Below are 21702 nucleotides of genomic sequence, written 5' to 3'. Positions count from 1 at the left end.
TCGGTCCCGGGCCGCGCCGGTTCGAGCAGTGACCGTCAAGCTATGGCCGGATCAGTCCGCTGCCTGCTCCAACCATCGTGCCTACATCACACCCAGGCGACGACTATCCACAGCAGAACACCTACCACGGGCAATCTGACAACCAGGCGCGGCGCGTAAGGAATCAGCATGAGCAGGGCGAAGCCGGCAAGCGAGATCAGGCCAAACCAGCCAACCAGTGCCATGCCGCCGGGCCAGACGTCGCCAGCCGTGTAGACCGCCAATCCGAGCAGCAGACTGCCGAGCGGGGTGCCGAGGCGGCGCAGCCGGGCGGGCACGCGCGAGCTGACCAGCTGCTTCCAGTGCCGTTCCATACCGAGGCAGAAACCCAGCATGCCGCCATAGGCCAAGAGGAGGCTGGCAAACAAAGCTGAGCCGTTCATGACGAGGCTCCTGGGGCGGGGTGGTTGAGTGGGGTGGAACGCGCCTGTCTGGCGGCAACGGCGTTCGGGATTCGCCAGGCTGTCCAGGCGAGCGTCAGCCCTATCACCGACACGCTGGCAACAAGCGATAGACGCATGGGATCCAGCGTCGGGCTCGCAGTCATCAAGTCCAGCAGCGGCAGGCCGATCGACAATCCGGCGGCAACGAACAGCTGCTCGCGCCAGGCGCGCAGCGGCTTGCGGACCCAGCCGTGCAACCAGCTCAAAGCCCAGACGCCGAAGAACAGCCGCAGCTCCCAGTCTTGCCGACCAGCCAGTTCCGAAGGCAGCAAGCGATTACCCCACAGCAGCGCAACGCAGGCCAGCGAAAGCCCGGCGACGATCGCTACGTTTAAGCTCTCGACCATCCTCAGGAAGCGCGCGTTGGCCTTGGGCTGCTTGCGTTGCTTGACGGTATAGAGCACCAGTCCCGTACCGATCATCGCGCAGCTGATCAGGCCGCAGACGAAGTACAGCCAGCGCATTGGGTAGCCACCGAACTGGGCGAAGTGCAGGCCGGCCATCACCCGCTGGGTCAGTAGACTGGGGCGAGAAGGTTCTGGTGCCTGGATCAGCTCGCCGGTGACACCGTTGAAGACCATGCCTTCACCCTTGGTCAGCTCGATGCGATTACCCAGCACGGGACGCGCCGTGACCAGGGCGTTGGCGCGGCCTGGGTTGCTCACCGCCAGCGCACCGATCATACCCTTGCCGTAGTGCGCCTCGGCACGGCTGACGATTTCACCCAACGCCAGTAGAGGGGCTGCCGGCGCGGGGGCTGGGTTGTCGCTGCGACCTTCGACACGCCTCGCTTGCTGCTCACGCGTGTTCTGTTGCTCACCTCGACCTTGCTCGGCAGCACGGGCTGGCTGCGCCTCGCGGAAGTAGGCTTGACGATCGCCGTCATAGAGGGCGTCTACCGCTGCTGGCATGTAGATCAGGAAGAAAATCACCAGGCCGGTATAGACGATCATCAGGTGGAACGGCAGCAGCAGGACGGCGCTGGCGTTATGGCCGTCGAGCCAGGAGCGTTGGCCTTTGGCGGGGCGGAAGGTAAAGAACTCCTTGAAGATTTTCTTGTGAATGACGATTCCACTGATCAGCGCCACCAGCATTGCCATGGCTGCGAACCCGACCACCCAGATTCCGAGCAACCGCGGCATATGCAAGGTGTAGTGGAAATGGAAGAAAAAGTTGCCGCCGATGGTTTCACGCGCGTGGATGGTCTCGCCAGTCAGCGGATCCAGCTGAGTGCCACCACCGCCCCGGCGCCGCTCGCCGACGGATACGCCGAGATTCGGCGAGCGCTCGGTCGGCAGGTTGATGTTCCAGTTCGACTCGTCGCCGTGGTGCGCCGTCAACCAACGTTGCGCGACGTTGGCGGCGGCCGCCGGTGATTGTGCCCGATCGGTCAGCTCCGGCTGCATCCACCAGTTGATCTCCTTGTCGAACACCGCCAGGGTGCCGGTGAGAAAAATGGCGAACAGCACCCAACCGAGCAGCAGTCCGCACCAGGTGTGCAGCCACGCCATGGATTGTGTCAGGCTGCGTTTCATCGCAGGACCTCCAGCAGTTGTGGCCAGAAGCCGACGCCCGCCATGGGTATGGCTAGGCACAAAACGATCAGCACGCGTCGCACCGAGGCGGCGGAAAACGTCCACAGAATGAATACCAGATAGATCACGAACGACAGCAGCGAGGCAGCAGTCAGTGCATCGATCCGGTCCAGTGGCAGCAGCCGCGCGAGGGCGGCGGTCGCGGCGTAGGTGAAGGTATAGCCGCCGAGGATGGCGAGGGCGGTACGCGTGGCGATGTCTCGCCAGTTACCACCCGGTTGCGATGTGGAACGGGTCACGACGAGCTCCAGAACCGAACGAATCCATACGGAAAATACCCAGCCGTTGCTGCGTTAGCTGGCTGGGCATTGAGTCTGTGTTGAGCGGTGAGTAGACCTACGCCGATACGCTCGGGGCCAAGCTCAAGATTGGCGACGCAGGTCCCATGTCGACCATCGAGACGCTCCTGGTAATGGGCGTCTCGTTCATCGCATCAAAAAGAGGCGCTCATCCCGACCGTGTATCGACGCCCATCTAGCACCGTTTCGTAGCTGTTGTAGTCGATCTGCTCGTTGAAAATGTTGTAAACACCCGCCAGCAGCTTGACGTTGCGGTTCACGTCATAGGTGCCGCCAAGGTCAACCAAAGTGTATGAAGGGGTGCTTTCGGCCATGCTGGTACGCGACAGGTATTCAGATGTTTCGCTGCGGTAATTGAGCCGAGCCCAAGTGCCGAGGCGGTCGCTGGTTTGCCAGTCCAACGTGGTGTTGAACATGTGCTTGGGCATCTGATTAAGGGGCTCGCCACGAAAGTCGCCACTGCGCTGCTCCGATTCGGTATAGGTGTAGTTGGCGCCCAGCGAAACGGTTTCGGTGATGTCCCAGTCGAACGTTGCCTCGACACCGCGCATGCGAGCTTCATCGACATTGACTCGGTCGCTGATGAAGCGGTACGCCGCGCCGTTGACGACACATTGGCCCGACGCATTGCCGGTGGTATCCGTGCAGCGACGAAGCTCGGTGATCTTATCCTTGAAGTCCGTGTTGAACAGCGTCACACCGGCCGACAGGCCGTTCAGGCTGTCCCATAACACCCCGATTTCCTGGCTCAGGCTTTCCTCTGGCTTGAGAGAGGAGTTGCCCACGATCACTGCTGGATCGCCTCGGCCGCCGCCGGTGATCTGCCCCCAGTTATCCACCGCGGCGCGAATGTCAGGCGAGCGATAACCACTGGATACGCCACCTTTGACCGTCCATTGCTCCGCGGCTTGCCACACGCCATAGATGCGCGGAGACCAATGAGTGCCGTAGTTTTCATCACGATCCATGCGCAGGCCGGTGGTCAGCGCGAAGCTGTCGGTCAGGCTCCACTCGTCCTCGGCGAAGAGCGCCCAGGACCAGCGTGTCAGTTGGGTCAGGTCTTCGGCACCTGCCAGCTGGTTGCCCTTGTCCGAGAGATCCTCGTACTTGTACTGGCCGCCGAGCGTGGCGATGTGATCGCCCAGAAAGAGCGAGGTCTGCGTATTGAAGACGCTGTTCTCCAGCTCCATCTCGCGGCCTGGGTTCTCGATACGCTCCTGCTGCACATAGCTTTCCGACTGGCCCGAATCCCAGCGCCCGGTATGGCTGATGGAATAATGAGTACGGTCGTAATCCGATAGCGAATCACTGTTACCCGTGCCGGAGCGGCCCATCTTGGCGTTGCGTTCCTGCTCGGTCTTTCCCACTTCCAGAACGATGTCGTTAGCCGCGTTGGGCGTGAAAGACAGTTTGGCTGTTCCACTGTTGGTCTTCTGCTCGTTGAACCCGCTAGGGATGTCGTCCTCGTCTCGGCGAGACGCCTGCCCATAGACCTGTAGCCCTAGCAGACCATCGACCAGAGGACCTGACAGGTATCCGTTGAGGCTGTGGTAATCACCGGAGTCTGAGCGGTCCTGGAAGGTCTTTTCGGTTCGTACGCCACCATGCCAAGTGTCCGCCACCTTGCGCGTGATGATATTGATCACTCCCCCCATGGCGTCGGAGCCATACAGGGACGACATCGGGCCGCGCACGACCTCGATGCGCTCGATGGCTTCCAGGGGAGGCGTCCAGCCCTGCTCGATGCCCGGGCCGTCGCTGTTGGGGCGCGTCGCACGCGACTCCATGCGTTTGCCGTCGATGAGGATCAAGGTGTACTTGGACGCCATGCCGCGAATGCTGATGTCGCTGGAACTGGCGCCGCCGGTGATCACGACGCCGGGGATGTCCCGTAGGGCATCGGTCACATCGCGGTAGGACTTCTTTTCCAGCTCTTCCCGCGTAACGACGGAGATGGAGGCGGGCGCCTCCTTGATCTGTTGCTGGAAGCCTGATGCGGTCACGACGACGTTCGATAGTTCGACCGGCTCTTCGGCACTGACCGGAGTGCTCATCCATGTTGCTACAGCGATTGCGCAAGCCAGCCGATGCCGATTCAAAATCACCATTTACTGCCGTCTCCCTGAGAAACCTACATAGTCCGCGGCTAAAAGCTCGCCACATGCCAGCGTGCACATCGAGCGCCGCGATGTTGCTGGCAATGCTAAGTATTCTCATTTGAGAGTAAAGCGCATTTACAATCTATACACTTCGCAAGCGAATGGTCATTCTCAGGCCGGTATCGCCGTTTTCGGCCCAGATCGTGCCGCCTTGCATCAGCACCATGCCACGGGCGATCGCCAGGCCCAGGCCGAAACCATCGCCGCCGGGACGGGCGGCGCTGAGTCGCGCGAATGGCAGGAAGATCACCGACAACCGATCCGTTGGCACGCCCGGGCCCTGATCTTCGATGCGCAGCCTCCAGTGGTTCCCGTCGCGATCGACGGACAGGCACACCGTTCCCTGAGCGGGAGAGTAGCGAACGGCATTGCGCAGAATGTTCTCCATGGCCTGCGCCAGCGCGTTGAGGTTGCCGAGCACCTGGCAATCTTCCGGAACCTGCGCCCGGATGCGCTCGCGCGGCCAGCCGGCTTCGAAGCAGGCGTTCTCGCTGATCACGTCCCACAGGGCTGCGACGTCCACCGACTCGCATTCAAAGCGGGGCTGTTCACTGTCCAGCCAGGCGAACTCCAGGGTGCTATCGACCAGCTGCTGCATACGGGTGATCTCGCGGTCGGTTCGGCTTCGCATTTCCTCCGCGCTGAGCTCGCTCTCGCAGGCCACGCGCAGGCGGCTGAGCGGGGTGCGCAATTCATGGGACAGGTCGCGTAGCAGTTGTTGTTGCTGGTTGATCGAATCGCGCAGGCGCTGGGTGAGGTATTCCAGCGAGTGGCCCAGTTCGCCGAGTTCATCGTTGCGCCGGGCAATGGAGGGCGGCAGCAGCGAGTCGAGGCGGTTGCCGCGTAGCGCATTGGCCTGCCGGCGCAAGCTATCGAGCGGCGAAACCAACAGGCGATAGAGCAACCAGCAGAACAGCACGGACAGCAGTATCGGGGGCAGATACACCGCGCCGGCCCTGAGCAGCGCATAGTGGCGCCACGGGCGAAAGCGTTCCGGTAGACGCATCACCAGCCGTGCGCCGCTATCAGCGATCGGGATGGAAATCAGCGGCAGGCCTTCATAGCGGCGGCTCATTGGCCATTCGTAGTGCCGCACGAACGTGAGCCCCTGCCGCTCCGCGGCGGTCAGGGTTTGGCCGCCGAGGGGTTGCAGCTGTTCGTCGACCACGACCAGCCAGCCCGGCTCTCGCTGGCGCATGTCCGCGAGCCATCGGGCCAGTGCCTGCGGCCCGGTTTGCAAGGCAGCCTGGGCCTCGTCGGCATAGCCGGCGAGTACCCTGTGGGCTTCCTGCGACAGATAGGAACTGGTCCGGTCGATATGATGGCCGACGTAGCCGCCGGCCCAGATCATTGCCAGGCAGAAGCCCGCGACCAGCACCACCAGGCGCCAGAACAGTGAATGACGATTGGGCATCAACCGACCTGCAGGTCCAGCACGTAGCCCTTGCCCCATACCGATTCCAGGCGCAAATTCAGCACCTGTTCGCGCGCCAGTTTGCGGCGGATGTTGCTGATGTGCATGTCCAGGCTGCGATCATGTTGCGAATAACCGCGGCGCAGCGCCTGCTGGTAGAGAAACGGCTTGCTCAGCACCTCGCCGGCAGTGTCATGCAGCACCTTCATCAGCCGGTATTCAGTGGCGGTCAGGCCAACCCAGCGCCCCTCGTAGCGCAGATCGCAGCGCTGATCGTCGAAGCGTATCGATTCATGATTCACCGCCGATGGTGCACTGCGCTCATAGGCCACGCGGCGCAGGATGGCGGAGATGCGAACCTGTAATTCCTCGACGCTGAAGGGCTTGGGCAGGTAGTCGTCGGCGCCGCTGTCGAAGCCCTGGATGCGGTGCGCCTCGTTGCCCAGCGCGGACATCATCAGCACCGGTGTGCGGCGTTGCTTCCGCAGCTGGGTTAATAGCTCCATACCGCTGAGTTCCGGCAGCATGACATCCAGCAGGATCAGGTCGTAGGTCGAATCGCGAGCCAGTGCCAGGCCGGTAGAACCGTCGCCAGCGAGTGTTACGTCGAATCCACGGTTTTCCAGCGATGTTTTCAAGTGCGCCCCCAGGATCGGGTCGTCCTCGATAGCCAGAAGCCGCTGAGCTGAGCAAGTTGCCAATGGAAAGGCTCCGGTGCAAATAAGAACTATTATAAGTTGGAGTCCTCGCCATACGGCAAGTGGGCCGCGGTAGGTAGCGTTTTGCCGCACCGGCTCGACTTTCGGGGCGTGCTGGGTGCATCTTCAGCGTCCCGCCAACTGTTGCTGGAGATATTTCGTGCGCCTGCTTTCGTCTTCCTTGTTTCTGATGGCACTGCTCGGTGGCGGTCGCGTTGTGGTCGCCGCCGATGTGGGAGGGGAGGCGCAGCTGATCGACTCGATCAATGCCTATCGCAGTGAGGTACAGCGCTGCGACAACCGCGCCAGCGAAGAGCTGACACCGCTTCAGTCCGACTCGCGCCTGGTGCTGCCGGCGACCGGCTCCGGTGATCTGCAGGGCGCGTTGGCCCGTGCTGGTTACCCTATGGTCAGTGTGCAGGCCATTAGCCTTTCCGGCCCGCGCGACGCCGCGTCGGCCATGCAGGCATTGCGTGAAAGTTTCTGTCGCGTGGTGCTCGATCCGCAGTACGCCGGTGTCGGCGTCAGCCGTGCCGGACGCGACTGGCGCATCGTGCTGGCGCGCCCGCTGATCGGCGGCCATCTGAAGGATTCCCAGAGCGAAGGGCAGCGGTTGCTCGAAGAGGTCAACCGCGTCCGCGGAACCGCTCATCAGTGCGCTGGCAAGGCTTTTGCCGCCGCACCGCCCTTGAGCTGGAACGCGACGCTCGCCAGCCTCGCCGAAACCCACAGCCGCGCCATGGCCAATGGCAATTTTTTTGGCCATCTCGACCCTGAAGGTCGCACCCCGGGCGACCGCGCCGAGCTGGCGGGTTATCCCGGTTCGCCGGTCGGGCAGAACATCGCCGCGGCGCTCGACCGTCCCCGGCAGATCGTCGAGGGCTGGCTGGCAAGCCCGGGGCATTGTGCCAATGTAATGAACCCGGAATTCAGCGAGCTGGGCGGCGCCTACGCGGTGGACCCGCAGAGCGATGCGGGAATCTACTGGGTGGGGATGTTTGGCGGTCGATGAACAGGCGGGCCGAGACGCTGCGCTATCGCTCCCTGGCAACCGCTCAGGGGCAATTAGGGGTCGGCATTGAGCTGCGCATTTGTTGTTGGCATTAGCGAAAGTTGCGTAAGTCCGCGAGTGCTTTGACCACGTTCTGGTCAGCGATGCGGAGTAGCCGTATCGCTCCGTGAAGCGAAATCCAGCACTCGTCCCGCCAGTTCAGCACCCGTAGGGGCTGCTCACCGATAACGGCCTTTCGAACATGGGGCTGCGAGCGTTGGTCGCTGAAGCGCGGTAGCAACCAATGGCTGATCCAATGGCCAAGGCGCTCGGCTACCGACGATTCGCTGTGAGTTACCAGGCAGTAGGTGTTGTGTATATCGATCCAGATCGTTGGACGAGGCTGGTTGCCGAAGATGAAACCCTCGACCCGGCAATGTGAATGCAGAGCGCCGAGTTCGTCGACGTATCCGAGCAAACGTGCCAGCGCTGTACCGTCCAGCAGCACAAGGCCGTCTGGTCGATGCGCTACGCAAAGGTTGTGGCCCTCGAAATTCAGATAATGAAGGGTAGGCATTCCTTGTCCTCGTGCTGCCCGAACCGCATTGGCGTCAGGCTTCTTCATTCGTTACCCAGCTGCCCCGTGTCCTGATGCGTCGAACTATCGTGCACGGCCTCAGGATACCAAGCGTATTGCCGTGATCGAACGACATGCCGTCGTCCTTCACAGCATTCTTGAGAAATGAAAGCATGAATTCAGTTTTATGTACAACAGCATGTTCAGTTGGGCATGGGGCTGGAACTTAACGTCCACTCCATGAACGAGAAGATGGAATTTGCCGAACGCCTGCGCACTGCGATGCTTGCCGCGGGATACCCTGATCGCCCTGCTGTTCTGGAACGCGAATTCAATTCGCGTTACTGGGGACGGTCGGTGACCTTTCAGGCTGTTTCACGCTGGCTCGGCGGAAAGTCCATCCCCTCGCAGGACAAGCTTCAGGTCATCGCGCAGTGGTTGAAGGTCGAGCCTCAGGCCTTGCGATTTGGTGACAGGGCGGTGACTGCGATCCGTGAGCAGCGGGCGCAGTGGGAAGACCCGGCTTTCTATGACGACCGAGAGGCCATCGACGCCTTCCTGGCACTGCCAAATGAGCAGCGTAAGGTCGTACGCGACGTGATCAAGGCTTTCGCCAAGACAGGCGAAGCAGCCGGAAGGCCTCCGGCTCGGACAGTCACGAAGCGATCTCCTTGAGCCAACCGCGCTTGCGGTCCGACACGGATTCCCAAGCGGCAGGTCTGTGTCAAATACGACCCGACGCGCGCTAGCTCGCCGACGGCGAACGATGAAGCGGCTCGTGCATCAAAAAGGGGGAAGTCGTTCTGGTCTTTTCATCGCGAAGAGGAGCGCAGCCATGACCGATCCGAAAGATCCACTCAAGGATGGCCTGACACCACCCGATTACGATGAATACGGTGATGCACCCGGGTCGGGTGATTCGGCCGAGCCGGACGAGGGCGGTGATCCCGGCAATGAACCGAATCCGGGAGAAAGCCCGCTGGGGTAGTCTCGCGGTAGCAGCCCAGACGTATTTCCAGGGTGAAGGACAGGCTGCTCGCTGGACAATTCCGCGCTCACGGCCTACAAAGGCGCGCGTTGCGTTTGGGACGGTTCGCCCCCGGAACGCGCCCTATTCAGCGAGAGGCAGTGGAACCGTGAGAAAAAAGAAGCCCGTAGATCCCGTTCGCCAAGCCGAAAAGAACCGTGCGCACCGGATCGGCTGGTTGATCTCCCTGGCCGGGATCGTGGTGGGGTTCGTGCTGGTGCTGGCCAAACAGTCCTGAACGGCCGCTGGTTGAGCCGTATCGTTCCGGGCCTGTACCGGTATCGCGACGGATAACTGTGCCTACTCGCCGATCCTCGTCGCGCTGAGAATGATCCAACCTGCCCAGCGCCGAGCTTTGCCATGCATATCGCCATTCTGACTCTCGATGCTGCAGCCGAGGCGTTGCATTACGTCGCACCCGTAGGAGAAAAGGCGGATTACGTCGAACGTGGGTTGCGCAACATCGAGCCCTATCTGCCCTAGCGCGAACGACCCGCCGCGTGCCTTCGCACCGGTTGCGAGGTATGGTGCGAGCCGACCTTGCCGCCACTCGAAAAGCCCGCCATGAGAACCGATAGCCGTCTTTCCCGCATGCTTCACGTCCTGCTGCACATGGCGCGTGACGAACGCCCGGTCACCTCCGAGCAGATCGCGCAGATGCTCGGGACCAACGCGGCGGTTGTGCGCCGCACCATGACGGGCCTGCGCAAAGCCGGCTACGTGCGTGCGGACAAAGGCTACAACGGGGGCTGGAGCCTGTCGGTCGATTTGCAGCAGGTGACGCTGCTGGACATTCATCACGCTGTTGGCGGACCGCGCATCTTCGCCATCGGCGCGGATCGCGACAACCCAGATTGCCTGGTCGAACGGGTGGTCAATTCGGCACTCGAAGAAGCCTTGCAACAAGCTGAAGCCCTGCTGTTGCAAAGGCTGGGCTCGCTGACCCTGGCCGATCTGTCGAACGAGTTCAACGCGCTTTACAGCACCTGCCAGGCGATGCCTGCCACGCATAAGCCCCACTGATCAAGCTCATCTGAAGCCTCAATGGAAAGCAGTTTCTTTTCGTTCGATTATTAGTGTAACTTTAAAAGATACATAAATTGCCGAAGAGGTGAGCGCTGTGTTCTATGACGTGATCATTATCGGCGGGAGCTATGCGGGGTTATCGGCAGGACTACCCTTGGCGCGGGCCCGCCGGCGGGTGTTGGTGATTGATGCAGGTTTGCGGCGCAACCGTTTTGCTGCGGCGTCCCATGGCTTTCTGACTCAGGATGGCGCTCCCCCGGATGAAATTGCCGCCGAAGGTCGTGCCCAACTGATGAACTACGACACCGTCGATTGGCTACACGCCGAAGTAACGCGGGTCGAGCGCGACGAGCAGGGCTTTCGTCTGACCGATGCACGCGGAAACGACCACCGGGCACGGCTGTTGATCCTGGCCAACGGCATCGTCGATGAATTGCCTGCGATCCCGGGGCTGGCCGAGCGTTGGGGCAAGCAGGTTTTCCATTGCCCGTATTGCCACGGATACGAGCTCGACCAGGGCCGGATTGGCGTGCTGGCGACTTCGTCGCTGTCGATGCACCAAGCCCTGATGCTGCCCGACTGGGGCAGCACGACGTTACTGCTCAACGAGGTGTTCGAGCCTTCCGCCGAAGAACTGGCGCAGCTCGAAGCGCGAGGCGCCGCACTGGAGCGAACCCGGGTGATCCGGCTGAAGGAGGGCGAACCGATGAATGTGGAGTTGGCCGATGGTCGCCGGTTGCCGTTCGACGGCATCTTCCTCGCGCCGCGCATACGCGTTTCGGCGTTGATCGAGCAACTGGGTTGCGCGATGCAGGAGGGCCCGCTGGGGCCCTTCATCAAAACCGATCCTACCCAGGCCACCTCGATCCCGGGGGTATTCGCATGCGGCGACGCGGCACGAGCGGCAGGATCGGTGCCCTTGGCGGTAGGTGATGGTGCGATGGCGGGTGCCGCGGCACATCGGGCGCTGATGTTCGGGATCTGACGGCGAAGAACGGCGAAACGTCGGTAGTGAAACGCGAGTCCCTCTACCATTCAACGGTTTGGAGGCAGTAAGGCTGGAGCCGAGACGTTCCCATATCGCACATGGGAACGCTCGCCAATGCCGCGGCCGTCAGGCGAAGACGAAGTACTTGCGGACGGTCTCGACGACTTCCCAAGTTCCTGTCATGCCCGGCTCGACTACGAAGATGTCGCCGGCTTTGAGGTGGATGGGCTCCATGCCGTCCGGCGTGATGATGCAGTAGCCTTCCTGGAAATGGCAGTATTCCCATTTGACGTATTCCACCCGCCATTTGCCCGGCGTGCAGATCCAGGTGCCCATGATTTTGCTGCCGTCATCGGAGGTGTAGGCATTGAGATTGACGGTATGCGGTTCGCCTTCGATTCGCTCCCATTTGCAGGCATCGACGACGGGCATGGGCTGGGTATCGCGCAGTACGGTGATCGGTGGGTTGGCCATGGGCGCTCCTGGTGAGGCGGGGTAGGTCGCCCACCATAGAGCGGCGTTACGTTGTCCAATTGTCTGGGGTCGACGCCTGGATGCCCATCTGCGCTGTACGCGGCAGTGAACGTTGCCGTGCGCAGCGCTTTTAGGCTCCGGCGTTCGTGCGTCGACCTGCCCAGCGATACGTAGCGTTTACACACGGAACCGGCTGACCATCGCCTGCAACTCGTTGCCGAGACGAGCCAGTTCGACACTCGAGGCAGCGGTCTCGTCGCTGGCCGTGGCGGTCTGCTCGGAGATGTCGCGTACGTTGATCACGCTGCGGCTGATCTCTTCAGCGACGGCGCCTTGCTCCTCGGCAGCGGCGGCGATCTGCTGGTTCATCGCCTGGATGTTCGAGACCTTGGCGGTGATGTCGTTGAGCGCCAGTCCGGCCTTGCGCGTGAGTTCGACGCTGCTTTCGGTCAGGTTGTGGCTGTTCTGCATGGCGACGGCCACCTGTTGTGTGCCCTGTTGCAAACCGGCAACCAGTAGCTCGATCTCTTCGGTCGACTTCTGTGTGCGCTGGGCCAGGCCGCGAACCTCATCGGCGACCACCGCGAAACCACGTCCCGCTTCACCGGCACGCGCCGCCTCGATCGCCGCATTGAGGGCCAGCAGATTGGTTTGCTCGGCCACCGTCTTGATCACGTCCATGACACTGCCGATTCGGTTGCTCTCGGACTCCAGTTTGGCCATGGCTTCGGTGGAGCGCAGCATCTCCTGCGACAGCCGTTCGATCTGGGTGACCGCCTCGGCCACCACCGCATCGCCCGCGCGTGCTTCGCGATCCGCTTCGCTGGCGGCTTGCGAGGCCTCCTCGGCGTTGCGTGCAACTTCTTGCACCGTCGCAGACATCTCGTGCATCGCCGTTGCCACCTGATCGGTCTCGATCTTTTGACCGTTCATGCCGACGCTGGTCTGCTCGGTGATGGTGGACAATTGCTCAGCGGCGCTGGCCATTTGCGTAACGCTGTCGCGGATCCCGCTGATGAGTTCGCGCAAGGTTGCCGCCATGCCCATCACGCCTTGCTGCAGCGCGCCCATTTCGTCCCGGCGCGCGATGCGGCGTTGGTCGGTCAGATCGCCGGCGGCGATTTTCCTGACCACCACCAGCGTATCCGCCAGCGGTTGGGTGATCTGCCGAGTGATCAGCCAGGCGGCCAGCAGGCCGATGAGCAGGGCCAGACCGGCAACCGTCATCTGGGTGATGCGGGCTTGTGCGGTCTCGTCGGCACGTCTGGCATCCTGGGCTTGGGTCAGGGCCTTGCTGAGACGGCTTATTTCGGCGGTCTGGTTCGTCATGGCCTGGCGCGCTGTCGCGATCGCTTCGGTCTGCGCGACCACCGCCTTGAGCGCGGCGAGATAGCCGTCGAGGGCTTGCTCGGTGACGGCGACCTGAGTGGAGAACGACTCCCCGAGTAGCGTCTTGAGGCGCGCGGCGGATTGCCGAGCCTGCCCGATCTGCTGTTCGACCAGCGCCGCGACCTGGTCGGTCGGCGTCGTGTTGTAACCACGCATTTGGTAGCGCACCAGCTGCCAGTTCATGCGCAGCTCGGAGATCGCCTTGAGGCCTGCGTAGCGGTTTTCGGCGTCCGCCGGCATCTGCTCAATCGTCTTGCCCATGGCGTCGATCGGCTTGCTGGCAAGCATTGCCTGCTGACCCATGTTCGCGCGGGCGGCGGCGCCGGCAGCATAGGCGTCACGCATCCGTTGCAGCGAGGTGCGGTATTGCTGGATCAGTTCACCCTGCTTGCGCAGCAGCGCCAAATCTTCGGCGCTGGAAAAGTTCGGAGAGATCTCCTCGAGCCGAGTCGAGAACCACTCGATGGCCTCGTCGACGGCCTCGGACGACTTCACGTCGCCGTTATCGAGCATGTACTGCAGGCGTGCGACCTTCAGCTCGGCCAATGCTTCGTTCAGCGAAGCGATCTGGGCCATCAGCTCGCCGCGGTGGGTCACTTTGCCGAGGCTGAGCCAGCCATAGACGGCCAACGCGGCGGTGAGCAGCAACACCGAGCCGAAGCCGATCGCCAGCTTCCTGGTCATGCTGATATCGGCGAACCAGTTCTTCATTGAGTGTTTCTCCTTTCCAAAAATCGATTCGGTGCCGATTGCCCTGCGCGGGGCCAGCGCGCAGCCCGGTGCCTATGCGCCGGGCTGCGTGGTTTCAGTAGACGAAGGTCAGCAGCGCGTTGAAGATCAGTGCCGCGACGAAGCCCAGGGGCGCAGCGCGGAACAGCAACTGCGGGAACAGCGATGAGCGGCTTTGCTCCGTCGGGCAGGAGCCGAGGATCAGGCTGCCACCGGAGGAGAACGGCGAGATCGAGGTGGCTTGCGCGCCGACCACGATGGCAACGAACAGGATCATCGGGTCGATCCCGAGCGCTGCGGCAATCGGCGGCACCATCGGAAACAGCGCCGGCGTGACCACGCCCAGGGTGCTGGAGAACAGCGACATGAACGCCGCGACGATGCCAAAGACGATCGGCACCATGATCGGCGGGATGCTGCTGCCCATCCACGAGGCGAGCAGGTCGATGGTGCCGGCCTTGATCGCGACCGAGATGAGCATACCCACGCCGCAGATCATGATCAGCGTCGCCCAGGGCACCGAGGCCATGGCCTTGCGCTCGTCGCCCAGCTTGAGCAGCAGGGCGATCACGGAAAACAGGCTGGCGATCAGGCCGATGTCCATTTTCGAGTTGATGAAGCCGACCGTGGCGTTATCCGGAAAAGCGATCCGCATGATGGGCGCCACCAGCACGATGGCCATCATCGTCAGGGTCAGCCATAGCGTGATCTTCTGTTCGCGGTTCAGCGGCGTCGGTTCCGCCGCCACGTAGGCCGAGGTCTTCATGGCCTTGCCATGCCCGGTCAGGAATACCAGCACGGAGATCACCAGTAGCGGGATCACCAGGGTGCTGGTGAAAATCGCTGCCGCGTTGATGAAGGCGTCGTTTTCCGGGATGCCGGCGTTGACCATCAGGCCACGGAAGATGATACCGCTCTGGCTGGAAACGAAATTCGCCCCGCTCAGGGCGCCATAGTTCACTGCCATGCCGCCGGCTATCAGGCTCATGCCGGTCCGCTCGCAGAGCAGCAGGGTGATCGGCGCCATGAAGGCCAGCACCGTGTAGTAGCCAGCGCCCATCGCCGAGATCACCGTGGCGGTGAAGAAGACGGCGAACGGCAGCAGCTGTGGCATCGTCCGGCAGCGGTAGATCAGGTGCTCGGCGAGCTTTTCCAACGTGCCGTTGACGGTGGCGAAACTGTAGAACAGGCACACCGCGAAGATGATGAAGAAGATCTTCAGCGGCCACATGCTGATCACTTCAGAGGGGCTGAGTCCCATCCCGAAACAGCCGATCAGGTAGGCAAAGGCGATCGCGAACAGACCGATATTGATCTTGGTCTTGTAGCCAAGGGCGACGGCAACCACGATTGCCGCGACGACGAGCAGGCTCATCATGAGAGGAAGTCCTATTGTTGTTATGGATCGTTTAGCGAGAAACGTCGAAGCCGAACAGCTTCGCCGCGTTTTTCGTTAGCACTTGGGCGCGTTCGTCCGCGTCCGGTAGCAGCGCTGTGATGAATGCGACCTGTCGGTCGTAGTCGGTCTGGTCTTCGAACTGGGTGTTGGGCCAGTCGCTGCCCCAGAGGAAGCGCGAAAGGCCACCGCTGGCCTCGCGAACCTGCGCCAGAATCTGCCGTGCCCGAGCCAGGTCCGACTGGCTGCGATAAGGCGCCGACAACTTGAGCCATACGCGCGGGTCGCCGAGCAACGCGAGAAAGGCCTTGTGGCTGGGCTTCTCGCTGTCGATGCCGCCGGTGGGCAGGCCGAAGTGATCGATCACCACGTCGACGCCGCAAGCCACGATGGCCGGGATGATCAACGCCACGTCATCGATGCCGCGTTGGATCTCGACCTGCCAGCCGCGTCGGGCCAGGCGCTCGAACAGGGCGCTCCAGGCGGGCCCGCAGTAGTCGGCCAACGTCTTGCCGATGAGGTTCAGGCGGATACCCACCACGCCGGCTGCCGCCAGCTCGTCCAGCTGCGTCTCGCTGATATCCACCTCGACCACCGCCACGGCACGCAGCCGCTGTGGGTAACGGCGGAGCGCATCGAGCATGAACCGGTTGTCCGTCCCCAGAAAGCTCGGCTGGATCAGCACGCCATGCGATAAACCGTTGCGATCGAGATGCTTGAGGAACTGCTCCACCTGCGCATCGTAATGGGGGCTGTAACGACGGTCCGGAGCCATCGACAGATCCTGGCGGAAAATATGAGCGTGGGTGTCCACGCCGGTGAGCGCGGGCGGTTGAAGGCCGGTCATAAGCGAAATAACCCTGGTCGATTGTTGTGACGAACGTCCTTTCGTCCGCTAACGTCAGGCCGCGAAACGCAAGCCGACAGGTGTGGTCATATCATTACGCTGACATCTAGTCATATATATGAATGGATGACCATATATGCAGCAGTGGATATCTGTCAATCGACGGGTCAGTGGTAGAGTGATTGCGCTGCGGAACAGGACCGATAAAAGATGAATGCCCCGACACTTGGATACGACCAACGCTTGCCGCTCTATCAGCGTTTGCGGGAAGAAATGCTGGCCAAGATTGCGGCCGGCGAATGGACGCCCGGTGCGCCCATTCCGACCGAAGCGGAACTGACCAAGTTTTACGGCGTGGCCATCGGCACGGTGCGCAAGGCCGTGGATACGCTGGTCAATGAAGGTTTGCTGCTGCGTAGCCAGGGTCGCGGTACCTTCGTCCGCCGACCCAACTTCGATGCGTCGCTGGCGCGCTTCTTCCGGCAGGTGAACGCCAGCGGTGGGCGCGAAATTCCCACCAGCCGAATCCTGTCCAAGACGCTGCAAAAGCCGTCGCCGAAGGTAGCAATGGCACTGAAACTGGAGCACGGCGAGAAGGTTGTGCACATGGAACGGCTGCGCATGATCGAAGGCCGGACCCTGTTCCATGAAGAGATCTGGCTGCCCGCCACACGTTTCGGGGCGCTACTGGAGATCGACTCCGAGGATTTTGGCGAACTGCTCTATCCGTTCTACGAGCAGCAGTGCGGCCAGTGCATCGCCTCGGCCAAGGAAACGCTCACCGTCGGCGCAGCCGACAGCGCCATGGCGAAGACCCTGTCGATCGACGAGGGCGCGCCGGTAGTTGTTATCGAGCGAACGGCTCTGGGCTACGATCGATCCCCACTGGAATACCGCATGTCCCGCGCGACGGCCGATGGCTTTCGCTATCAGATCGACATTTCCTGAGGCGAGCGCAAACGAAAGTCGGGCTAACGGGCTGCGTGGATTGCCCAGCGGCGTTTCATCGCGTTGGCATGCAATCGACCTGTAACCGTGATCGCGTGCCTTGGGTGCTAGACCTGGGCGCCAACCGCCGCTTTATCGATCACTGACCAAACGTGCCGAATCTTCCCATTCTGGAATTCGTAGAACACGTTCTCGCTGAAGGCGACCCTCTTTCCATTGACCGGAAAACCGAACAGCGTGCCTGCTGGCGTGCAGTCGAACAGCAGCCTGCACGCCACGCGAGGCGGCTCGGCTACCAGCAGATCCACGTTGAAATGCAGATCCGGAATCGCCTGGAAATCGTCCTCGAGCATTCTGCGATAACCGTCCAGCCCGACTCGTTCACCGTTGTACTGCACCTCGTCATCGACGAAACGGCCCAGCTCCGGCCAGTTCTGGCTATTCAGGCAGGCAATATAGCCGCGGTAGCAATCGGTGAGCTCGGCGCCGGTCATGGTTGCCCTCCAGGTGTCACTGCTGGTTCTCAGTGAAGTGCGAACGACTGAGCCTAGCAGAGCCGCGGCATTTGATTGGGGGCGTAGGGTGGAAAACGGCGAAGCCTTTTCCACGCGTCATTTCCAGTCCATACCATCGCGATAACGCTGGCCGCGAGCCGGCAGATCCGGCGACGATGTGGCGGGACAGCTCGCCACGTCGGGACGGACCTGCCAATCACTCGGCCTTGACCAGTCGCTCGACCACGCGACGAGCCAGTGGTGTGACCAGCAGCACCGCGGGAAAGGCGAACAGCCAGGCGGCGAGCCAGGCACTGATCCAGAGCTCGAAAAAGCCGGGCACGGGGCCTGTCGCGCGCAGCGTCGAGATGCCGGATACCATCAGCGACATGAACCCGGAAAGCAGCAGTGCGAACAGCAGCGGGGCGTATCGACGGGCGATCATCAGCAGGCCTCCAGCGTCGGTGCGACTGGCACTTGGCCGTGCAGGCGCAGCAGCGTTTCGGCGAAGTGCTGGCCGAACATCCGCGCCGTCCTGATATCGCCCGGCGCGAAGGCATCGGCAGCCGATTGTTTGTCCGCCTGAGCCATCAGCCCGGACCAGGAACCCAGGCGATTGGCAGCCTCCTCATAAGGCACGCCCTGGTGCTGCTCCGGCAGGATCGGGTTGCCCACCCAGAGCATCCCGTGCTGCATGCAGAAGGTGAACATCGACAGCAACGTGGACTGTTTGTCGCCGGCCGGTAACGACGACACGGTGAAGCCGGCGGCCAGCTTGCCGCGCAATCGCTGCGTGCGCCACAGCGGCCCGGTGGCGTCCATGAACGCCTTGACCGGCGCCGACACGCCACCCAGATAGGTCGGCGAGCCGAGGATATAACCGTCGAACGGCAGCATGGTGTCGGGCGCTGAGGCAAGCGCCCCGGCCTCGAGCAGCTGCGCTTCGGTGCCGGACACCTGGCCGATCCCTTCGGCGATCATTCGGGCGATGTGCGCGGTGCGGCCCTTGGCGCTGTGGTAGATGATGGCGATGTGTGTCATGGCGTGCTCTCCAACGGAGTTTCGTGGGTAAGAAAGTGGCGCGTTCATTTCAGCCAGCTGGCGAGCGCTACCGCGGACAGGTACAGACCGAGTCCGAACACGCCGTGATTGGCCAGGCTGCGCAGGCAGTTCTTCAGGGGCGTGGGCGTCCGGCGCGCGGCGAAGCCGGAGCCCATGGCTGGCTGGATGACGAACAAGGGGACGACGACGGTGGCGAGCCCCATTGTCAGTGCCGGCAGAGGGGTCGGTTCGAAGGCCCATGCGCTGCCTTGAAGGGCGAGCAGCAGCGCGGCGAAGGCGATGCCGGTTGCGTAGTGCAACAGCCAGCCGAGGGCCAGTTCGCCTTTGATCGGCTGTGACTTGGCGATCGCTTCGTGCCTAAGCTGGCCGCGCAGCAGATGACCGCCCCAGCGTCCGATGAAGGCGAAGTTGAGTGTTGCGACCCCGAGGCGGTTGAGAACCATCAACCACAGGTCCATGACCGCGGTTGCGCCGATACCCAGGCCACAGGCCAGAATGAATAAGTGCGTCAGTGATGTCATGGGAGCCTCCCGCTGATTGACCGAATGGTGTTTCGGCGCGACTCTACAAGTTCAAGTGAACTTGAGGTCAAGAGGCTCGCTCATGGATATTTCAGACGTGGCCAGACGTTCTGGCGTACCGGCGTCAGCGCTGCGTTTCTACGAAGAAAAGGGGTTGATTACCTCGCTCGGCCGCCCCGGCGAACGGCGTCGTTTCGCGCCGCAGGTCCTCGATCAACTGGCGTTGATCGCGCTCGGCCAGTCGGCCGGTTTCACGCTCGAGGAAATTCGCGCGATGTTCGCGCCCAACGGCACACCCAACATCGACCGGTCCATGCTGGCGGCCAAGGCCGATGAACTGGACGCGACCATCAGGCGTCTTCGTGCCATGAGCAAAGGTCTGCGCCACGCCGCCGTCTGCCCGGCGCCCAGCCATGCCGAATGCCCTACGTTCCAGCGATTGCTGAAAGCGGCGGTGCCGGGAACGCTTAAGCGCGGGCGGACCAAGCGCGCCGGTCGCCCGGAGAGGTGATCGACAGGCGCACTGTACCTAAGCGCCACCCAGGGCCTGCTCTACCGCGCGCTTATCCGGCGGATTCGCAGCGTTGCCCAAGGGGGCGGGGACGACGTGAGGGCGGGAGGACGAGCAGGGCGCTCAGCACCACGACCAGCGCCGCAAAGGTGATCGGTACCCAGCCGATAGCGTCCAGGCCCCATCGATCGATGCCCCAGCCACCGGCGAACGCACCAGCGGCGATGCCCAGGTTGGCGCACGAAATATTCAGGGTCATGGCGAACGCCGGTGCGTGATCGCCAGCCATCGTCACCCGCACCTGGCTCAGTGTGACGCCGGCCGTGTGTGCGACGCTCCAGATGCCAAGCAGCACGACCACCGCCGGTAGTACGCCGACAAATGCCTGGGCCAGATTGATGGCGGCGACCAGCGCTAGCACGGCCGTTACCGTTGCTGCGACCGGCGCGCTATCGGCCACACGAGCGGCTAGACCATTGCCGAGCACGCCCACCGCGCTGAAGAGCAGCAGGGCGATGGCGAGCTGGCTTCCGGAAAGGGCCAACGACGCCTCCAGCCAGGCGCCAACGAAGGTGTAGGCGGCGAACATCGAGGCGAACAACAGAATGGTCACCAGCAGATGGCCGAGGAACGTCGGCCGACGCAATAGAGCGAGCTGTTCGGCTACACAAGGAGCGTCGGCGGGACGCCCCACGGGAAAGCTTCGCCCTATCGCCACCGCCGCTACCAACGACCCGACCGTCAGCAGCATGAACGGCAAACGCCAGCTGCCCCATTGGGCGAGTGCTGCACCCGCCGGTAATGCCAACAGCACGCCCAGCACGAAACCGAGGTTGGCGTTGGCCAGCGCCCTGCCTCTGCGCTCTGGTGGCGCCAGCGCTGTCACCACTGCCGCACCAACGCTGATGAACGCAGGGAGCACCGCGCCTTGTGCGATACGCGCCATCAGCAACAGGCTGAAATCCGATGCCCAGGCCATCACCGCATTGCCCAGCGCGAACAGCAGCAACGTCGCCGCCATGACGTGGCGAGGCGGACAGCGGCTCGCCAGCAAGGTCAGCCCCGGGCCGGCCACCGCTGCGGACACCGCGAACAGGCCGGTCAGGCGTCCCGCTTCGGCGAGCGAGACGCCCAGTTCGCCTGCCACCAGCGGCAGCAGCCCCACCACCACGAACTCACTGGCGACCACCAGTGTGATGGCCGGTGCAAGTAGCCAGAGTGCGTGCCGCAAGACCGCATCGCGCCCGGTTTGCCCCGGCTCAGGCATTGGCGCCGCCATCGATGGTCAGTCCGGTGCCGTTAATCGAGCGGGCTTCGTCGCGGGCGACAAACGCGACCAGGGCCGCTACGTCTGCAGCTTGGCCATAGCGCTTGATCGCCATGCGGTTGCGTTGGGCTTCGGCACGGGGGCCTTCGGCCGGGTTCATGTCGGTATCGGTCGAACCGGGATGCACCACGTTCACCGTAATGCCTCGCGGGCCGAGATCACGTGCCAGCCCTTTGGTCCAGCCGACGAGCGCCGCCTTGCTTGCCGAATAGAGGCTCAGGCCGTCCTCGGGTACGCGCTCGGCCAGGTTGCTGCCGGTGGAAATGATCCGGCCGCCTTCCGGCATGTGTGTCAGCGCGGCCTGCGACGCAAGGATTACCGCACGCACGTTGATGGACAGCGTGTCGTCTATGTCCTGCAGGCTCATCGTCTCGATCGGGCCGCCGCGAATGATGCCCGCGTTGTTGACCAGAATGTCCAATCCGCCCAACTGCTCAGCCGCCTGGTCCACCGCTTCGCGGATCGAATCCGGCGAGGAGGCCTGCATCTGGACCGCCACGGCGTGTCGGCCCTGGGCGACGATCTCGTCGGCGAGCGCCTGTGCTGGGCCTGCAGAACGTTCATAACCGATGGCGACGTCAGCACCGTCTGCTGCCAGACGACGTGCGATGGCTGCGCCAATGCCCCGGCTTGCACCGGTGATGAAAGCGCGTTTTCCTTCGAGTGGATACATGAGCTGTTCCTCAATATATAATGACCGATACAGAATGCGGTGGCCTCGGAAAGGTTGTCAATCATTTTCTGTGTC

25 protein-coding genes and 1 pseudogene are annotated in these 21702 nt (G+C 62.6%); 9 read left to right on the top strand and 17 right to left on the bottom strand.

Features of this window, described 5'->3' with window-relative positions; all coding sequences use genetic code 11:
* Positions 1-86: 86 nt before the first annotated feature.
* From UF78_RS14985 to UF78_RS14960, 6 genes are all read right to left on the bottom strand, one after another.
* Positions 87-422, bottom strand: coding sequence for a DUF3325 domain-containing protein (locus UF78_RS14985; protein ID WP_045163018.1), 336 nt, complete (start codon positions 420-422; stop codon positions 87-89).
* Positions 419-2017: a PepSY-associated TM helix domain-containing protein gene (locus tag UF78_RS14980; RefSeq protein WP_045163017.1), complete on the bottom strand. Its 1599-nt coding sequence runs from the start codon at positions 2015-2017 to the stop codon at positions 419-421. The genes UF78_RS14985 and UF78_RS14980 overlap by 4 nt, the downstream gene beginning before the upstream one ends.
* Complete coding sequence (locus tag UF78_RS14975; protein WP_045163016.1) at positions 2014-2316, bottom strand: hypothetical protein; 303 nt, start codon at positions 2314-2316, stop codon at positions 2014-2016. Before UF78_RS14975 ends, UF78_RS14980 begins: the two co-directional genes overlap by 4 nt.
* A 194-nt stretch (positions 2317-2510) precedes the next feature.
* The gene (locus UF78_RS14970) at positions 2511-4484 is read right to left on the bottom strand and encodes a ligand-gated channel protein (RefSeq protein WP_045163015.1); all 1974 of its coding nucleotides are present in this window, start codon (positions 4482-4484) and stop codon (positions 2511-2513) included.
* A gap of 133 nt (positions 4485-4617) precedes the next feature.
* A complete protein-coding gene (locus UF78_RS14965; RefSeq protein ID WP_045163014.1) occupies positions 4618-5949 on the bottom strand; it encodes a HAMP domain-containing sensor histidine kinase in 1332 nt (443 codons plus the stop codon).
* On the bottom strand, positions 5949-6650 hold the full coding sequence (locus UF78_RS14960; RefSeq protein ID WP_045163013.1) for a response regulator transcription factor: 702 nt from the start codon (positions 6648-6650) through the stop codon (positions 5949-5951). The genes UF78_RS14965 and UF78_RS14960 overlap by 1 nt, the downstream gene beginning before the upstream one ends.
* 157 nt (positions 6651-6807) lie before the next feature.
* Here UF78_RS14960 and UF78_RS14955 point away from each other — a divergent pair, with 157 nt between their 5' ends.
* Complete coding sequence (locus UF78_RS14955; RefSeq protein WP_045163012.1) at positions 6808-7659, top strand: CAP domain-containing protein; 852 nt, start codon at positions 6808-6810, stop codon at positions 7657-7659.
* 91 nt (positions 7660-7750) lie between these two features.
* Here the strand turns inward: UF78_RS14955 and UF78_RS14950 are convergent, their stop codons facing one another.
* Positions 7751-8215, bottom strand: a complete 465-nt coding sequence (locus UF78_RS14950; RefSeq protein ID WP_045163011.1) for a hypothetical protein — start codon at positions 8213-8215, stop codon at positions 7751-7753.
* A gap of 240 nt (positions 8216-8455) precedes the next feature.
* Between UF78_RS14950 and UF78_RS14945 the strand changes: the two genes are divergently transcribed.
* The 6 genes and pseudogenes from UF78_RS14945 (at position 8456) to UF78_RS14935 (ending at position 11253) form a co-directional block, all read left to right on the top strand.
* A complete protein-coding gene (locus UF78_RS14945) occupies positions 8456-8890 on the top strand; it encodes a transcriptional regulator (RefSeq protein ID WP_045163010.1) in 435 nt (144 codons plus the stop codon).
* Between the two features lie 160 nt (positions 8891-9050).
* Positions 9051-9203, top strand: a complete 153-nt coding sequence (locus UF78_RS23015) for a hypothetical protein (RefSeq protein ID WP_196298680.1) — start codon at positions 9051-9053, stop codon at positions 9201-9203.
* A 148-nt stretch (positions 9204-9351) separates the two neighbouring features.
* Positions 9352-9480, top strand: a complete 129-nt coding sequence (locus tag UF78_RS23185) for a hypothetical protein (protein WP_268988826.1) — start codon at positions 9352-9354, stop codon at positions 9478-9480.
* A gap of 134 nt (positions 9481-9614) precedes the next feature.
* A pseudogene (locus tag UF78_RS22915) lies at positions 9615-9725 on the top strand (AraC family transcriptional regulator); the annotation flags it as partial.
* 81 nt (positions 9726-9806) lie between these two features.
* Complete coding sequence (locus UF78_RS14940; RefSeq protein ID WP_045163009.1) at positions 9807-10265, top strand: Rrf2 family transcriptional regulator; 459 nt, start codon at positions 9807-9809, stop codon at positions 10263-10265.
* A gap of 97 nt (positions 10266-10362) precedes the next feature.
* Positions 10363-11253, top strand: a complete 891-nt coding sequence (locus tag UF78_RS14935) for an NAD(P)/FAD-dependent oxidoreductase (protein WP_045163008.1) — start codon at positions 10363-10365, stop codon at positions 11251-11253.
* 129 nt (positions 11254-11382) lie between these two features.
* Here UF78_RS14935 and UF78_RS14930 read toward each other — a convergent pair whose 3' ends face one another.
* The 4 genes from UF78_RS14930 to UF78_RS14915 form a co-directional block, all read right to left on the bottom strand.
* Positions 11383-11730, bottom strand: coding sequence for a cupin domain-containing protein (locus UF78_RS14930; protein WP_045163007.1), 348 nt, complete (start codon positions 11728-11730; stop codon positions 11383-11385).
* A gap of 177 nt (positions 11731-11907) precedes the next feature.
* Positions 11908-13830: a methyl-accepting chemotaxis protein gene (locus UF78_RS14925; protein WP_045163006.1), complete on the bottom strand. Its 1923-nt coding sequence runs from the start codon at positions 13828-13830 to the stop codon at positions 11908-11910.
* A 94-nt stretch (positions 13831-13924) separates the two neighbouring features.
* Entirely contained in the window at positions 13925-15226 is a 1302-nt protein-coding gene (locus UF78_RS14920; RefSeq protein WP_045163005.1) for an SLC13 family permease, read from the bottom strand.
* Between the two features lie 31 nt (positions 15227-15257).
* Complete coding sequence (locus tag UF78_RS14915) at positions 15258-16091, bottom strand: amidohydrolase family protein (RefSeq protein WP_045163004.1); 834 nt, start codon at positions 16089-16091, stop codon at positions 15258-15260.
* Between the two features lie 210 nt (positions 16092-16301).
* Here UF78_RS14915 and UF78_RS14910 point away from each other — a divergent pair, with 210 nt between their 5' ends.
* Complete coding sequence (locus UF78_RS14910) at positions 16302-17039, top strand: GntR family transcriptional regulator (RefSeq protein WP_045163003.1); 738 nt, start codon at positions 16302-16304, stop codon at positions 17037-17039.
* A gap of 107 nt (positions 17040-17146) precedes the next feature.
* On the opposite strand, the gene UF78_RS14905 is transcribed toward UF78_RS14910, so the two are convergent.
* From UF78_RS14905 to UF78_RS14890, 4 genes are all read right to left on the bottom strand, one after another.
* Entirely contained in the window at positions 17147-17533 is a 387-nt protein-coding gene (locus UF78_RS14905; RefSeq protein WP_045163002.1) for an ester cyclase, read from the bottom strand.
* 217 nt (positions 17534-17750) lie between these two features.
* Positions 17751-17978 (bottom strand): DUF2798 domain-containing protein, encoded by a 228-nt coding sequence (locus UF78_RS14900; RefSeq protein WP_045163001.1) that lies wholly within the window; start codon positions 17976-17978, stop codon positions 17751-17753.
* A complete protein-coding gene (locus UF78_RS14895; protein WP_045163000.1) occupies positions 17978-18574 on the bottom strand; it encodes a flavodoxin family protein in 597 nt (198 codons plus the stop codon). The genes UF78_RS14900 and UF78_RS14895 overlap by 1 nt, the downstream gene beginning before the upstream one ends.
* Positions 18575-18618: 44 nt before the next feature.
* Positions 18619-19116 (bottom strand): DUF2938 domain-containing protein, encoded by a 498-nt coding sequence (locus UF78_RS14890; protein ID WP_045162999.1) that lies wholly within the window; start codon positions 19114-19116, stop codon positions 18619-18621.
* A gap of 82 nt (positions 19117-19198) precedes the next feature.
* Between UF78_RS14890 and UF78_RS14885 the strand changes: the two genes are divergently transcribed.
* Positions 19199-19627 (top strand): helix-turn-helix domain-containing protein, encoded by a 429-nt coding sequence (locus UF78_RS14885; RefSeq protein ID WP_045162998.1) that lies wholly within the window; start codon positions 19199-19201, stop codon positions 19625-19627.
* 52 nt (positions 19628-19679) lie between these two features.
* Here the strand turns inward: UF78_RS14885 and UF78_RS14880 are convergent, their stop codons facing one another.
* Positions 19680-20894 carry an MFS transporter gene (locus tag UF78_RS14880; RefSeq protein WP_045162997.1) on the bottom strand — a complete coding sequence of 405 codons (1215 nt, stop codon included), beginning with the start codon at positions 20892-20894 and terminating at the stop codon, positions 19680-19682.
* Positions 20887-21627, bottom strand: a complete 741-nt coding sequence (locus UF78_RS14875; protein WP_045162996.1) for an SDR family NAD(P)-dependent oxidoreductase — start codon at positions 21625-21627, stop codon at positions 20887-20889. The genes UF78_RS14880 and UF78_RS14875 overlap by 8 nt, the downstream gene beginning before the upstream one ends.
* Between the last annotated feature and the right edge of the window lie 75 nt (positions 21628-21702).

The organism is Stutzerimonas stutzeri, from assembly GCF_000952685.1.
Taxonomy (GTDB): Bacteria; Pseudomonadota; Gammaproteobacteria; order Pseudomonadales; family Pseudomonadaceae; genus Stutzerimonas; species Stutzerimonas stutzeri_E.
This window is presented reverse-complemented; position numbering and strand designations above follow the sequence as displayed.

Bases quoted from the DNA above. Each gene is read 5' to 3' on its own strand.
- UF78_RS14875 (WP_045162996.1), bottom strand. From the start codon at position 21,627: ATGTATCCACTCGAAGGAAAACGCGCTTTCATCACCGGTGCAAGCCGG.
- UF78_RS14885 (WP_045162998.1), top strand. From the start codon at position 19,199: ATGGATATTTCAGACGTGGCCAGACGTTCTGGCGTACCGGCGTCAGCG.
- UF78_RS14925 (WP_045163006.1), bottom strand. From the start codon at position 13,830: ATGAAGAACTGGTTCGCCGATATCAGCATGACCAGGAAGCTGGCGATC.
- UF78_RS14980 (WP_045163017.1), bottom strand. From the start codon at position 2,017: ATGAAACGCAGCCTGACACAATCCATGGCGTGGCTGCACACCTGGTGC.
- UF78_RS14985 (WP_045163018.1), bottom strand. From the start codon at position 422: ATGAACGGCTCAGCTTTGTTTGCCAGCCTCCTCTTGGCCTATGGCGGC.
- UF78_RS14905 (WP_045163002.1), bottom strand. From the start codon at position 17,533: ATGACCGGCGCCGAGCTCACCGATTGCTACCGCGGCTATATTGCCTGC.
- UF78_RS14945 (WP_045163010.1), top strand. From the start codon at position 8,456: ATGAACGAGAAGATGGAATTTGCCGAACGCCTGCGCACTGCGATGCTT.
- UF78_RS14900 (WP_045163001.1), bottom strand. From the start codon at position 17,978: ATGATCGCCCGTCGATACGCCCCGCTGCTGTTCGCACTGCTGCTTTCC.
- UF78_RS14910 (WP_045163003.1), top strand. From the start codon at position 16,302: ATGAATGCCCCGACACTTGGATACGACCAACGCTTGCCGCTCTATCAG.
- UF78_RS14940 (WP_045163009.1), top strand. From the start codon at position 9,807: ATGAGAACCGATAGCCGTCTTTCCCGCATGCTTCACGTCCTGCTGCAC.
- UF78_RS14970 (WP_045163015.1), bottom strand. From the start codon at position 4,484: ATGGTGATTTTGAATCGGCATCGGCTGGCTTGCGCAATCGCTGTAGCA.
- UF78_RS14965 (WP_045163014.1), bottom strand. From the start codon at position 5,949: ATGCCCAATCGTCATTCACTGTTCTGGCGCCTGGTGGTGCTGGTCGCG.
- UF78_RS14915 (WP_045163004.1), bottom strand. From the start codon at position 16,091: ATGACCGGCCTTCAACCGCCCGCGCTCACCGGCGTGGACACCCACGCT.
- UF78_RS14895 (WP_045163000.1), bottom strand. From the start codon at position 18,574: ATGACACACATCGCCATCATCTACCACAGCGCCAAGGGCCGCACCGCG.
- UF78_RS14920 (WP_045163005.1), bottom strand. From the start codon at position 15,226: ATGATGAGCCTGCTCGTCGTCGCGGCAATCGTGGTTGCCGTCGCCCTT.
- UF78_RS23015 (WP_196298680.1), top strand. From the start codon at position 9,051: ATGACCGATCCGAAAGATCCACTCAAGGATGGCCTGACACCACCCGAT.
- UF78_RS14880 (WP_045162997.1), bottom strand. From the start codon at position 20,894: ATGCCTGAGCCGGGGCAAACCGGGCGCGATGCGGTCTTGCGGCACGCA.
- UF78_RS14950 (WP_045163011.1), bottom strand. From the start codon at position 8,215: ATGCCTACCCTTCATTATCTGAATTTCGAGGGCCACAACCTTTGCGTA.
- UF78_RS14930 (WP_045163007.1), bottom strand. From the start codon at position 11,730: ATGGCCAACCCACCGATCACCGTACTGCGCGATACCCAGCCCATGCCC.
- UF78_RS14890 (WP_045162999.1), bottom strand. From the start codon at position 19,116: ATGACATCACTGACGCACTTATTCATTCTGGCCTGTGGCCTGGGTATC.